Source organism: Streptomyces yangpuensis (assembly GCF_024666385.1).
Taxonomy (GTDB): Bacteria; Actinomycetota; Actinomycetes; order Streptomycetales; family Streptomycetaceae; genus Streptomyces; species Streptomyces yangpuensis.
The window spans coordinates 3,620,309-3,633,265 of the sequence record NZ_CP102514.1 but is presented as its reverse complement, the minus strand read 5'-3'; the positions used below and the strand labels follow the sequence as shown (position 1 = coordinate 3,633,265).

Below are 12,957 nucleotides of genomic sequence, written 5' to 3'. Positions count from 1 at the left end.
ACCCGTATCCCGCTGTTCACCAGCGTGGAGGCCATCTGTGGGGCCAGGATCACGACGCTAGAGCTGCATACTCCTGGCGTCGCGCCGGCGCGCGATGTAGCGGAGCAGGGCCCAGATTGCCGCGGCGTTGACCAGGGCGCTGAACAGGACCGCACCGTAGAAGCCGAATTCGGCCCCCATGTCGAGCTTGGTGTCGACGGATGTGTCCGGTGCCCAGTCCGAGGGGTGCGGGGCGGACTCCGGCGGGAACTCCGTGGGCAGCGGCTCCGGCGGCGGCTGCGAGCCTTCGTAGGTGGGCCCCCTGTCCGGGGCCGGCTCGTCCAGGGCGTCCGAGCCGGGTCCGAAGGTGCTCAGCAGAAGGAGGCTGACCGGCGCGGTGGCGAGGATCGGCCAGACTCCGAAGAACCCGATGTCGCCCGTCCGGCTGCCGATCGCGATGTAGACCAGCATCGCGACCACCAGGGCCAGGTATCCACCGGGCACCCACATCTGAGGCTTTGACCAGCGCCGCACCATGACGTTCCCCGCTCCGTTCCGTTCCCGTCCCGCTCCGTTCGACCTGCGCCCAGTCTCGAAGCTGCCGAGGGCCGCCACCTGAGTACGCCTACTCATCCTGCTCGGCCGCGCGTACCTGGTCGGAGCCGTGCACAGCAAGCACGCCGGGGACACCGCGCCACGTATCCCCCCATGTCGGAGCAGGGCGTGCGGGGGATTCTCGGGTTGCCGGTCGGCCGGCGGTGTGCGGGGGCCGTGACCCCGGGCCGGGCCCGGTGCCGGGCGGCCCCGGAAGCCCGGCCGACAGGGGGAGGGAGACGGGACGAAAGACCGGATTGGGCCTTCCGAGTGGTGTTTGTCAGAAGATCGGCGCGTGTGATGAGCGCAGTGCGGTTGCCCCCACATCATGACGAATGTATTCAGATCCGCCCGTCCGAACATCGCGAATCGAGGCACTCCGTCATGGCTCACCGCACCGCCCTCACGTCGATCTGGACCTCCGTCCTCGCCGCCCTCGTGGCGGTCCTCTCCGCCCTCGGCCTCGGCGGCAAGGCGGCCCCGGCCGCCGCCTCCACCGCCGGCGGTTCCGCGGCCACGGCGGCCACCGTCGCCACCCCGGTCCGCCGGCCGGCCGTCTCGGCCCCGCGGAGCTGGCGGCAGATGATGCGGGGCGGTTCGCTGCCGCCGACCCTGAAGCAGCGCATCCGGGCCGAGGCCCACGGCAAGACCCCCGGTGTCCGTCGCTCGACCACCGCCGCGGCCATGGGCGCCGCCCCGGGAACCGCTGCTCGGGCCCTGACGCCTCCCGCGGTACCCGCCCCCCGCGCACTCCGCGCCGCACGTGCCATGGGTGCAGCAGGTGCCGCCCGCGAGACGCTGGCCCTCGCCGCGTAGCCCCGTACGGGCGGTCCGGACGAAGCAGGAACGCAGAAGCAGCGACGTACGCAGGCGCTGGAGCCCGGTCGGTCGTGACCGCGGATCGCGCCGCGTGGTGCCCCGGCAGCGGGGCACGGATGGATCACCCCGGCGTTGCGCCGGGGAGCGTGCAGGGGGCGTGAAGCCTGGCATGGCAGGGCCGCAGGCCCGGGAGACGGTGGGGTTCCCGGACGGCGCGGCCCTTTTCGGCATGTCCGCAAGCGGCGGTCTGGCGGAACGCTTCTGCGACCGGACCGGCTGGGGTCCGGTAGCGCGGGCGCCCTCGCGCATGCCCGGCCCTTCCGACCTTGACACCGCGGGCAGATCTGACGGACAGTCAGGTACCTCGACGATGTGGATGCCGGGAGGCCTGCGCCGTGCACCTCGCCCCGACCGAAGGCCAGTTGCGGCTCCGTGCCGAACTGCGCGCGTACTTCAAGGAACTCCTGCCCGACGGGGCCCCCGACGACCCCGCCCGCCAGCGGGAACTGCTCCGCCGCATCGGCGCCGACGGGCTGCTCGGCCTCGGCTGGCCCGTCGAGTACGGCGGACAGGGTCGCGGCGCGGACGAGCAGTTCGTCTTCTTCGACGAGGCCTACCGGGCGGGCGCTCCCGTCTCCATGGTCACGCTCAACACCGTCGGCCCGACCCTGATGAAGTACGGGACCGAGGAACAGAAGGACTACTTCCTCCCCCGGATCCTCGCGGGTGAGACCGTCTTCGCCATCGGCTACTCCGAGCCCGAAGCCGGCACCGACCTTGCCGCACTGCGCACCCGGGCGGTCCGCGACGGCGCCGACTGGCTGATCGACGGACAGAAGATCTTCACCTCCAATGCCCAGAACGCTGACTGGATCTGGCTCGCCTGCCGCACCGACCCCCGGGCCCCGAAGCACAAGGGCATCTCGATCATCCTCGTGCCCACCGCCGGCCCCGGCTTCTCGTGGACCCCCATCGACACCGTCGGCGGGCTCACGACCACGGCGACGTACTACGACTCCGTCCGCGTGCCGGCCGGGAACCTCGTCGGCCCCGAACACGGAGGCTGGGGGCTGATCACCAACCAGCTCAACCACGAGCGCGTGGCCCTCGCCGCGATCGGCATGCAGGCCGAGGATTTCTACGAGCGCGCCCTCCGGCACGCCCGCACCCCCGACCCGGCCACCGGGGAGCGGCCCGCCGACCTGCCCTGGGTACGGTCCCGGCTCGCGGAGGCCCACGCCCGGCTGGCCGCCGTACGCCTCCTCAACTGGCGTCTCGTCCAGGACGTGGGCAGCGGCAGCCTGGCTCCCGGCGACGCCAGCGGCGTGAAGTTCCTCGGCACCGAGTCCACCGTCGAGGTGTACCGGATGTGCCAGGAGGTGGTGGGCGAGGAGGCGCTCGTACGCGGTCCAGCGGCCTTCGCGGGCGGCGAACTCGAACGGATGAACCGGGCCGCCCAGATCAACACCTTCGGCGGCGGAGTGAGCGAGGTCCAGCGGGAGATCGTCGCCATGATGCGGCTCGGCATGAAGGGGAGGAAGCGATGACGGCGGACGCGACCGGTACCGCCGAGGAGGCAGCCCGGTTCCACGCACTGCTGGCGGCCTTCGAGGGACAGCCGGCCGCCGTCGCCGGCCGCGGCAAGGACGCGGTCAACGAGCCGATGATCCGCCACTGGTGCGAGGCGATGGGCGACACCAACCCCGCCTACACCGGACCGGACGCCATCGCTCCCCCCACCATGCTGCAGGCCTGGACCATGGGCGGGCTCTCCGGCCACTCCGAGCGCTCCTCCGCCCAGGACGAGCTCTTCGCCCTCCTCGACGGCGCCGGCTTCACCTCCGTGGTCGCCACCGACTGCGAACAGGAGTATCTCCGCCCGCTGCGCCCCGGCGACACGATCACCTTCGACGCCGTCATCGAGTCCGTGTCACCGCGCAAGACGACCAAGCTCGGCACCGGCCACTTCGTGACGACCCGCATGGACGTCCGGGCGGGCGGGGAGCCCGTCGGCACGCACCGCTTCCGGATCCTCAAGTACGCCCCCGCACAACGGCCGGCGAAGCAACCCGAACCCCGTGGGAAGAAGACCGGGGTGCAACGCCCCCGCCCCGTGGTCAACCGCGACAACCAGGGCTTCTGGGCCGGGGTGCGGGACCACCGGCTGCTGATCCAGCGCTGCACCTCCTGCACCACACTCCGCTTCCCCTGGCTCCCCGGCTGCAACACCTGCGCGAGCCCGGACTGGGACACGGTCGAAGCCTGCGGCGACGGCACCGTGTTCAGCTACGTCGTCATGCACCACCCGCCGTTCCCGGCCTTCGATCCGCCCTACGCCGTCGCGCTGGTGGAGCTCGCCGAAGGGGTCCGCATGATCAGCAACATCACCGGTGTCCCGTACGACAAGGTGCGCATCGGCATGCCCGTCCGACTGGAGTTCCAGCGCGTCGATGACGACCTCGAACTCCCCGTCTTCCGCGGGAGCGAGGGCTGATGGACTTCCACCCCACCGAGGAACAGGCCGCCGCGGCCGGCCTCGCCGCCCGGATCTTCTCCGATCTCGCGACCCACGAACGCCTCGCCGCCACCGGCACCGGCAGCGACACCGAACTGTGGAAAGCACTCACCGTCGCCGGGCTGACCGCAGCCGTCGAGGAGATCGGCCTGGTCGGGCTGGTCCTGCTGCTGGAGGAGCAGGGCCGCACCACCGCCCAGGTCCCCTACGCCGCCACCTGCGTGTACGGGATCCTCCCGGTGGCCGCCCACGGCAGCCCGGAGCAGCGCGCCCGTCTGCTGCCCGCGCTCGGCAGCGGGGAGGCGGTGGCCACCGGAGCCTTCCCGGCGCGCGGCCGGATCACCGCCGAGCGCGGCCGGCTCACCGGCACCGTCCCCGCCGTCCCCTGGCTGCGCGACGCCACGCACGTCCTGGTACCGGACACCGGCCGGGCCCTGTGGCTCGTACGGACCGACGCGCCCGGCGTGCGGACGTCCCCCGTCGAGACCACCGCCCCCTGGTCCGCGGGCCGACTGGCCCTGAGCGGGGCCGACGGCGAACGCATCGGCTCCGACGGCGCCTACGAGCACACCCTCGCCGCGGCGCGCACCGCCTTCGCCGGGCTCCAGGCGGGCGTCTGCGCGGGCTCGCTCGCCCGCGCGGTGGAATACACCTCCACCCGCGAGCAGTTCGGCCGGCCGCTCTCCACCAACCAGGGGGTCATGCTGCGCGCGGCCGACGCCCACATGGACACCGAGGCGATCCGCGTGACCACCTACGAGGCGGCCTGGCGCATCGACCAGGGGCTCCCGGCCCACGAGCACGCGCTCACGGCGGCCTGGTGGGCCTCGGAGGCGGGCAAGCGGGTCGTGCACGCGGGCCAGCACCTGCACGGCGGCATGGGCGCCGACCTGGACCACCCCGTCCACAGGCACTTCCTGTGGGGGCGGCAGCTGGACGCCTACCTGGGCTGCGGCAGCGAGCTGCTGGCCGAGCTGGGAGCTTCGATAGCCGAGGGAGAACAGGCATGAACGTCGGCGACACGCTGCCGCCGCTGGAGATCGCGGTCACCCGCACGCTGATCGTCGCGGGCGCGATCGCCTCCCGCGACTTCCAGGACGTGCACCACGACACGGCGCTGGCACGGGAGAAGGGCTCCCCGGACATCTTCATGAACATCCTGACCACCAACGGTCTGGTCGGCCGCTACATCACCGACCACCTCGGGCCCCGGGCCGTGCTGCGCAAGGTGGCCATCCGCCTCGGCGCCCCCAACTATCCGGGGGACACGATGACCCTCACCGGCACCGTCACCGCCGTGCTCGGCAGCACCGTCGAGATCCGGGTCGTCGGAGCCAACGGCATCGGCCACCACGTGTCGGGAACGGTTGTCGCGGAGGTGTCGGCATGAGCGTCCGCACCCGGGACGAGCTCGGCGGCCGGGCCGCGATCGCCGGCATCGGCGCGACCGAGTTCTCCAAGGACTCCGGCCGCAGCGAGCTCAAGCTCGCCGTCGAAGCCGTGCACGCGGCGCTCGACGACGCCGGGCTCACCCCCGCCGACGTCGACGGCATGGTCACCTTCACGATGGACACCAGCCCCGAGATCACCGTCGCGCAGGCGGCGGGCATCGGGGAGCTGTCCTTCTTCTCCCGCATCCACTACGGCGGGGGCGCTGCCTGCGCCACCGTCCAGCAGGCCGCCCTCGCCGTTGCCACCGGTGTCGCGGAGGTCGTCGTCTGCTACCGCGCGTTCAACGAGCGCTCCGGACGCCGCTTCGGTTCCGGCGTCCAGCAGCGTGAGCCCTCGGCGGAGGGCGCGGCGCTGGGCTGGTCCCTGCCCTGGGGGCTGCTGACCCCCGCCTCCTGGGTGGCCATGGCAGCCCAGCGCTACCTGCACGCCTACCACCTCACCCCCGAAGCCTTCGGGCACGTGGCGGTCACCGACCGCCGGCACGCCGCGAACAACCCGGCCGCCTATTTCCACGGCAAGCCGATCACCCTCGCCGACCACGCCGCCTCGCGCTGGATCGTCGAACCGCTGCGGCTGCTGGACTGCTGCCAGGAGACCGACGGCGGCCAGGCCCTCGTCGTCACCACGACCGAACGGGCCCGCGCCCTGCGACACGCCCCCGCCGTGATCACCGCGGCGGCGCAAGGCGCGGGACGCCGCCAGGAGGGCATGACCTCCTTCTACCGCGACGACCTGACCGGCCTGCCGGAGATGGACGTGGTCGCGCGCCAGCTGTGGCGCACCAGCGGGCTGCGGCCCTCCGACATCGACGTCGGCATCCTCTACGACCACTTCACGCCCTTCGTGCTGATGCAGTTGGAGGAGTTCGGCTTCTGCAAGCCGGGCGAGGCCGCCGACTTCGTGGCCGCGGACGCGCTCTCGCTCAACACCCACGGCGGGCAGCTCGGAGAGGCGTACCTGCACGGCATGAACGGCATCGCCGAAGCCGTCCGCCAGCTGCGCGGCACCTCCGTCAACCAGGTGGCCGGGGCCTCACACGCACTCGTCACGGCCGGAACCGGGGTGCCGACGTCCGGGCTGATCCTCGGCGCCGACGGCTGAGACCCCGGTCCTTGCCCGGGCCCCGCCCCTCCACCTTCAGGCGGTGGGGGTGGCCCTACTCCTACAACCTGAGGTGGATCCCCCATCGGCACCTGCGGGCGATTCCAGGGCCGACGGGCGCTCCTAGCGTGGAGACATGACCCCGCCTGTGTGCACGCTCGCCTCGAACCCGACGCCGTACCCGTCGTTCTCGGCGTACGTCCGGACCCGCGGCACGGTCCTGTTGCGCACCGCGCGCTCCCTCACCGCCAACCCGTGCGATGCCGAGGACCTGCTCCAGACAGCCCTCGCCAAGACGTACGTGGCCTGGGACCGCATCGAGGACCACCGTGCCCTGGACGGCTATGTCCGGCGGACCCTGGTCAACACCCGCACCTCCCAGTGGCGCAAGCGCAAGGTCGACGAGTTCGTGTGCGACGAGCTCCCGGAGACCGAGGAGGCACCCTCCTCCGACCCCGCCGAGGCCCAGGCGCTGCGCGACGCGATGTGGCGTGCGGTGACCCGGCTGCCCGACCGGCAGCGGGCCATGGTCGTCCTGCGCTACTACGAGGACATGAGCGAGGTACAGACCGCCGAGCTGCTGGGGGTCTCGGTGGGTACGGTCAAGAGCGCCGTCTCCCGCGCGCTCGGCAAGCTCCGCGAGGACCCGGAGCTCACCCCGGTCCGCTGAGGCGGGCGATGTTTCACGTGAAACGAGAGGATGTTTCACGTGAAACACGAAGCGGTTTCTACCCTCGGGTAGTGACAGACCGACCGGTACGTGCGCAGAATCTGCTGCATCCGTAGCCGCCGCAGCGCCGCAGCGCTCACCGGGAGGACGCTTTGCTCAGCACCATGCAGGACGTACCGCTCCTCGTCACCCGCATACTCCGTCACGGGATGACGATCCACGGAAAGTCCCAGGTCACGACCTGGACCGGGGAGGCAGAGCCACACCGCCGCAGCTTCGCCGAGATCGGCCTCCGCGCCACCCGCCTCGCCGGCGCCCTGCGCGACGAGCTCGGGGTGCAGCAGGACGACCGGGTCGCCACCCTGATGTGGAACAACGCCGAACACGTCGAGGCGTACTTCGCGATCCCCTCCATGGGCGCGGTCCTGCACACCCTGAACCTGCGGCTTCCCCCGGAGCAGCTGGTCTTCATCGTCAACCACGCCGCCGACCGGGTGGTCCTGGTCAACGGCACGCTGCTGCCCCTGCTCGCGCCGCTGCTGCCGCACCTGCCGACCATCGAGCACGTCGTCGTGGCCGGCATCGGCGACCGCTCCGTGCTGGACGGCCTGAACGTGCGCGTGCACGAGTACGAGGAGCTCCTGGAAGGCCGCTCCGACAGCTACGAGTGGCCGGAGCTGGACGAGCGCCAGGCGGCCGCGATGTGCTACACCTCCGGCACCACCGGGGACCCGAAGGGCGTCGTCTACTCCCACCGCTCGCTCTACCTGCACTCCATGCAGGTCAACATGGCCGAGTCGATGGGTCTGACCGACAAGGACACCACCCTCGTGGTGGTTCCGCAGTTCCACGTGAACGCCTGGGGCCTGCCGCACGCCACCTTCATGACCGGCATCAACATGCTGATGCCGGACCGCTTCCTGCAGCCCGCCCCGCTCGCCGAGATGATCGAGCGGGAGAAGCCCTCGCACGCCGCGGCCGTCCCCACCATCTGGCAGGGTCTGCTGGCCGAGGTCACCGCCAACCCGCGCGACCTGACCTCGATGAAGCAGGTCACCATCGGCGGTGCCGCGTGTCCGCCCTCCCTGATGGAGGCCTACGACAAGCTCGGTGTGCGCGTCTGCCACGCCTGGGGCATGACGGAGACCTCCCCGCTGGGCACGATGGCGCACCCGCCGGCCGGTCTGAGCGCCGAGGAGGAGTGGCCCTACCGGATCACGCAGGGCCGCTTCCCCGCCGGTGTGGAGGCACGTCTCGTCGGCCCCGGTGGCGACCTGCTGCCCTGGGACGGGGCGTCGGCCGGCGAGCTCGAAGTGCGCGGCAACTGGATCGCGGACGCCTACTACGGCGGTGCCTCCGGCGAACCCTTCCGGCCCGAGGACAAGTTCAGCGCCGACGGCTGGCTCAAGACCGGTGACGTCGGCGTCATCAGCCCCGACGGCTACCTCACTCTCACCGACCGTGCCAAGGACGTCATCAAGTCCGGCGGAGAGTGGATCTCCAGCGTCGATCTGGAGAACGCCCTCATGGCGCACCCCGAGGTCGCCGAGGCCGCAGTGGTCGCCGTTCCCGACGAGAAGTGGGGCGAGCGGCCGCTGGCGACCGTCGTCCTCAAGCCCGGTGCGACCGTGGACTACACGGGGCTGCGCGAGTTCCTCTCGCAGTCGATCGCCAAGTGGCAGCTGCCGGAGCGCTGGACGATCATCGACGCCGTCCCGAAGACCAGCGTCGGCAAGTTCGACAAGAAGGTGATCCGGCAGCAGTACGCGGACGGCGCACTGGAAGTCACCAAGATCGCCTGATGCCGCCCGCCCGGCCGGGGGCTAGTCCCGCGTGAGCCATGGCCGCAGCAGCCTGCTGACGGCGGGCATGGCCACGTAGGTCATCAGCGTGCTGAAGACGACGGCGAAGGCGGCCGTCCGCAGCACGAAGTGCAGATCCACCAGGTACGGCCCGAGCACCGCGTTGCCGGCGAGCGAGATCGGGAAGATGGCCAGCCCCGAGCTGATCGCCATCTTCCACCGCGGCGGCGCGGGCCGGGTCGTACCCGGCATGGCGAACCAGGTCTCCATGCCCTGCAGTTCCCGCCGGGCTATCTCCCTGTGGTGGTGGCCCAGGCAGTTGGAGAACCACTGGGCCCGCTCCGGAGAGTCCTGCCAGCGCTGGAAGGCGGCCTGGTTGCGGAAGCGGTGGACCAGGAACCACGGCCCGCCCTCCGTCGCAGGGCGGAACAGCCCGTAGCCCAGATGGTCCGGAAAACCGGCGGCCGTCTCCAGGATCCCGTGGGCCCAGGCCTCGAACGTCTCCTCGTGTCCCGGTTCCACCTGTCGCGCGATGAGCAGGTTCACCTCCCCGTTGTCGGCGGGGACGGTGTGCTCGGTCGTGTTGATGATGGCCATCGGGCCAGGATCGCTAGTTGGTGCCGATCTTGGCGAGCAGGTCCACGATGCGACCCTGGACGTCCGTCGTGGTGGCCCGCTCGGCGAGGAAGAGCACGCTCTCGCCCGAGGCCAGCCGCGGCAGTTCGGCCGGATCGATGCCGGTCGCCGTGTAGACCACCAGCGGGGTGCGGTTCAGCTGTCCGTTCGCCCGCAGCCAGTCCACGATCCCGGCCCGCCGACGGCGGACCTGCATCAGGTCCATGACCACCAGGTTGGGCCGCATCCGCGTCGCCAGCTCCACGGCGTCGGTGTCCGCGCCCGCCCGGGCGACCTGCATCCCGCGCCGCTCCAGGGCCGCGGTCAGCGCGGTCGCGATCTCGTCGTGCTCCTCGATCAGCAGGACCCGCGAGGGATGCTGCTCGCTGTCCCGCGGTGCCAGCGCCTTCAGCAGCACGGCCGGATCGGCACCGTACGCCGCCTCGCGCGTGGCGTGCCCCAGCCCGGCCGTGACCAGTACGGGCACCTCGGCGGCCACGGCGGCCTGCCGCAGCGACTGCAGCGCGGTCCGGGTGATCGGCCCGGTCAGCGGGTCGACGAACAGAGCGGCCGGGAAGGCGGCGATCTGCGCGTCCACCTCCTCACGCGAGTGCACGACCACCGGGCGGTAGCCGCGGTCGCTGAGCGCCTGCTGGGTCTGCACGTCGGGTGCCGGCCACACCAGGAGCCGGCGCGGGTTGTCCAGCGGCTCCGGCGGGAGTTCGTCGTCCACGGGCTGCGGCACGGGCCGGTTGACGACCTCGACCGCACCACCCGGGCCGTCCAGCGGCTCGGGGCCCTCGTCGGAACCGGCCTCGGGGGCCCCTATCGCGAAGGCCCGGCCCTGCGCCCCGGGCTCGGCGAGCCGGCGACGGCGGCCGGAGCCGGAACCCGTGGCGGGCCCCGCCGCGGCGGGGTCGACGGCGATGCCCTGGCCGAGGGTGCCCAGAGCGCGCACGCTGATCGGCTGCGCGGCCTGCCCCTGCGCCGGTGCGTCCTGCGGCTGGCGGGCTCCGGGGAGCGCGACCTGGCCGGAGGCCCCGTCGTCCTCGGAACCGGTACGGGCGGCCGGAGCCGGCCACGCCGCCGGGGCGCCGGCCAGCGCGCGCCGCCGCCCGGTCGGGTTCTCGGCGGGCGCGTCGGACGGTGCGGCCGGCGTCTCGGGCTCGGCTCCCGGGGCGCCCAGCGCCCGGCGGCCACGCCGCCCGGACGGTGCCTCGGCGTCGGGTCCGCCCTCGCCCTCGGGGACCGCCACGGACGTGCCGGCCACCGCGGGGGTCTGGGGGGTGGAGGGAACCGGAGACGGGCCGGCGGGCAGCGCGAAGCCGCCCTCCGGAGCGATGGGCCGTGCCGGAGCGGGCGTCGGGCCGAGCCCCGTCGCCGGTACCGGCCCGCCGGGCTGCGCCGGCCCGGCCGTACCCAGCGCCCGCCGTCGGCCGGCGGGGTGCTCGGACACCGGAACGGGGGGCACCGCGGGTACGGGCGGGAGCGCGGGCATGGCGGTGCCCTGCGGCTGCACGGGCCGGCCGGGGCCGCCCTGGCCTTCGGGGCCGCCTTCACCGCTGTCGTCACCGGCCCGGCCGCGCCGGCGGCCGGTTCCGAGACCCGCGGGGTTCACCGGGGACTGCGCGAGCTCGGGACCCGAGGGCGGGGCGGCCTCGCCCGCCCGCCGACGGCCCGACGGCAGCGCCAGCGCGCCCCCGCCCTGACCGGCCTGACCGGCCTGCGGACCCGAGGTCTCGTCCTCCAGGAAGGCGTCCACCCCGCGCCGGCCCCGCCGGCCGCCGGAGACCCGGCCGGGGGCGGCACCCTCGGCCGTCCCGGCGCCGTCCGGCCCGTTGCCCGCCGGGGGCTCCTCCGGCGGATCGGGCAGCGTCACCGTCCCGGCACCCGCGCCGAGCGGGAGTTCCAGCACATAGGCCCCGCCGGGCGCGCCCGGGACCTCCACCGTCTGCAGTACGCCCCCGTGCGCGGCCACGATGCCCCGGACGATCGGCTCGTGGACCGGGTTGCCGCCCTCGTAGGGGCCGCGCACCTCGATCCGTACGACATCGCCGCGCTGCGCGGCGGCCACCACGATCGTCGAGTCGCTGTAGCCGCTGCCCTGACGGGTCTTGCCGGTGGCGTCCACCCCGGCGACGTCCGCGACCAGGTGCGCGAGCGCGGTCGAGATCCGCTCGGCGTCCACCTCGGCCTCGATGGTCGGCGCGTGGACGGCGAACTGCGCACGACCGGGCCCGATCAGCTCGACCGCGCCGTCGACGCCGGCCGTGACCACGCCGTTGATCAGGACCTTCTTCTTCGCGAGCTTGTCGCGGCCGGCGTCCAGGCGCTGGAAGCCGAGCACGTTGTCCACCAGGGTGGTCATCCGCGAGTACCCGGCGGCCAGGTGGTGCAGCAGCTGGTTGGCCTCCGGCCACAGCTGACCGGCGTCGTCGGCCGCCAGCGTCGCCAGCTCGCCGCGCAGCTCGTCCAGCGGCCCGCGCAGGGAGTCACCGAGGACGGCGATCAGCTGCGCGTGCCGCCTGGCCAGGGCGTCATAGGGCCGCCGGTCCGTGAAGGTCATGACGGCGCCCACGAGCTGCTCCCCGTCCCGTACGGGAGAGGTGGTCAGGTCGACGGCGACCGGCTGTCCGGCCTTGTTCCACAGCACCTGCCCGCGCACGCGGTGCTTGCGACCGCTGCGCAGGGTGTCGGCGAGCGGGGACTCCTCGAAGGGGAACGGCGAGCCGTCGGCGCGGGAGTGCTGGACCAGGCCGTGCAGTTCGCGGTTGCCGAGGTCGGTGGCGCGGTAGCCGAGGATCTGGGCGGCCGCCGGATTGACGAGCACCACGCGGCCGTCGGTGTCGGTGCCCACCACGCCCTCGGCCGCGGCGCGCAGGATCATCTCCGTCTGCCGCTGGGAGCGGGCCAGCTCGGCCTCGGTGTCAACGGTCTGCGAGAGGTCGCGGACCACGAGCATCAGCAGCTCGTCACCGGTGTAGGCGGGTTGCGGCTCGCGGTAGGCGTCGCGGCCGTCGAGGTGGGCGCTGGTGACCTCGACGGGGAACTCGGAGCCGTCGGTGCGGCGGGCGACCATCCGCTTGGGTTTGGTGCGACCGCCGTCGTCCTCGCCGGGCCGGCGCATGGAGCCGGGGATCAGCTTGGAGTCGAAATCGGGCAGGAGGTCGAGCACGCCCCGGCCGACCAGTCCGGTGCCGGGGCTCTCCATGACCTCGAGCGCGATCGAATTGGCGTTGACGACCGTGCCGTTGGCGTTGACGAGCAACAGCGCGTCCGGAAGGGCGTCGAGTATTGCTGCGAGGCGAGCAGCGCCTCGGGATGGCCTGCTGCTCACGACGAGCTTCCTCCCTGACCAACGACTACCGGCAAGTCACGGGAGGAGTCTAAGGCCACGGGCCCGCGGCGAG

General features: G+C 72.8%; 11 protein-coding genes. 8 read left to right on the top strand and 3 right to left on the bottom strand.

Features of this window, described 5'->3' with window-relative positions:
* Positions 1-57: 57 nt before the first annotated feature.
* Positions 58-483, bottom strand: coding sequence for an SCO4225 family membrane protein (locus NRK68_RS16560; protein WP_257856117.1), 426 nt, complete (start codon positions 481-483; stop codon positions 58-60).
* 474 nt (positions 484-957) lie between these two features.
* On the opposite strand from NRK68_RS16560, the gene NRK68_RS16555 reads away from it, so the two are divergent.
* From NRK68_RS16555 to NRK68_RS16520, 8 genes are all read left to right on the top strand, one after another.
* Positions 958-1,389: a DUF6344 domain-containing protein gene (locus NRK68_RS16555; RefSeq protein WP_257856116.1), complete on the top strand. Its 432-nt coding sequence runs from the start codon at positions 958-960 to the stop codon at positions 1,387-1,389.
* Positions 1,390-1,787: 398 nt separating this feature from the next.
* On the top strand, positions 1,788-2,939 hold the full coding sequence (locus tag NRK68_RS16550; RefSeq protein ID WP_257856115.1) for an acyl-CoA dehydrogenase family protein: 1,152 nt from the start codon (positions 1,788-1,790) through the stop codon (positions 2,937-2,939).
* The gene (locus NRK68_RS16545; RefSeq protein ID WP_257856114.1) at positions 2,936-3,886 is read left to right on the top strand and encodes a bifunctional MaoC family dehydratase N-terminal/OB-fold nucleic acid binding domain-containing protein; all 951 of its coding nucleotides are present in this window, start codon (positions 2,936-2,938) and stop codon (positions 3,884-3,886) included. Before NRK68_RS16550 ends, NRK68_RS16545 begins: the two co-directional genes overlap by 4 nt.
* Positions 3,886-4,917 (top strand): acyl-CoA dehydrogenase family protein, encoded by a 1,032-nt coding sequence (locus NRK68_RS16540; protein WP_257856113.1) that lies wholly within the window; start codon positions 3,886-3,888, stop codon positions 4,915-4,917. Before NRK68_RS16545 ends, NRK68_RS16540 begins: the two co-directional genes overlap by 1 nt.
* The gene (locus tag NRK68_RS16535; protein WP_257856112.1) at positions 4,914-5,297 is read left to right on the top strand and encodes a MaoC family dehydratase; all 384 of its coding nucleotides are present in this window, start codon (positions 4,914-4,916) and stop codon (positions 5,295-5,297) included. Before NRK68_RS16540 ends, NRK68_RS16535 begins: the two co-directional genes overlap by 4 nt.
* Entirely contained in the window at positions 5,294-6,460 is a 1,167-nt protein-coding gene (locus tag NRK68_RS16530; RefSeq protein WP_257856111.1) for a lipid-transfer protein, read from the top strand. The genes NRK68_RS16535 and NRK68_RS16530 overlap by 4 nt, the downstream gene beginning before the upstream one ends.
* Before the next feature lie 136 nt (positions 6,461-6,596).
* Positions 6,597-7,130 carry a SigE family RNA polymerase sigma factor gene (locus tag NRK68_RS16525; RefSeq protein ID WP_183066323.1) on the top strand — a complete coding sequence of 178 codons (534 nt, stop codon included), beginning with the start codon at positions 6,597-6,599 and terminating at the stop codon, positions 7,128-7,130.
* 152 nt (positions 7,131-7,282) lie between these two features.
* Positions 7,283-8,932, top strand: coding sequence for a long-chain fatty acid--CoA ligase (locus NRK68_RS16520; protein WP_257856110.1), 1,650 nt, complete (start codon positions 7,283-7,285; stop codon positions 8,930-8,932).
* Between the two features lie 21 nt (positions 8,933-8,953).
* Here NRK68_RS16520 and NRK68_RS16515 read toward each other — a convergent pair whose 3' ends face one another.
* Together NRK68_RS16515 and NRK68_RS16510 are read right to left on the bottom strand one after the other, a co-directional pair.
* A complete protein-coding gene (locus NRK68_RS16515; RefSeq protein WP_257856109.1) occupies positions 8,954-9,529 on the bottom strand; it encodes an antibiotic biosynthesis monooxygenase in 576 nt (191 codons plus the stop codon).
* A gap of 13 nt (positions 9,530-9,542) precedes the next feature.
* On the bottom strand, positions 9,543-12,884 hold the full coding sequence (locus NRK68_RS16510; protein ID WP_257856108.1) for a PAS domain-containing protein: 3,342 nt from the start codon (positions 12,882-12,884) through the stop codon (positions 9,543-9,545).
* Positions 12,885-12,957 lie beyond the last annotated feature (73 nt).

Bases quoted from the DNA above. Each gene is read 5' to 3' on its own strand.
- NRK68_RS16530 (WP_257856111.1), top strand. From the start codon at position 5,294: ATGAGCGTCCGCACCCGGGACGAGCTCGGCGGCCGGGCCGCGATCGCC.
- NRK68_RS16535 (WP_257856112.1), top strand. From the start codon at position 4,914: ATGAACGTCGGCGACACGCTGCCGCCGCTGGAGATCGCGGTCACCCGC.
- NRK68_RS16525 (WP_183066323.1), top strand. From the start codon at position 6,597: ATGACCCCGCCTGTGTGCACGCTCGCCTCGAACCCGACGCCGTACCCG.
- NRK68_RS16515 (WP_257856109.1), bottom strand. From the start codon at position 9,529: ATGGCCATCATCAACACGACCGAGCACACCGTCCCCGCCGACAACGGG.
- NRK68_RS16545 (WP_257856114.1), top strand. From the start codon at position 2,936: ATGACGGCGGACGCGACCGGTACCGCCGAGGAGGCAGCCCGGTTCCAC.
- NRK68_RS16540 (WP_257856113.1), top strand. From the start codon at position 3,886: ATGGACTTCCACCCCACCGAGGAACAGGCCGCCGCGGCCGGCCTCGCC.
- NRK68_RS16555 (WP_257856116.1), top strand. From the start codon at position 958: ATGGCTCACCGCACCGCCCTCACGTCGATCTGGACCTCCGTCCTCGCC.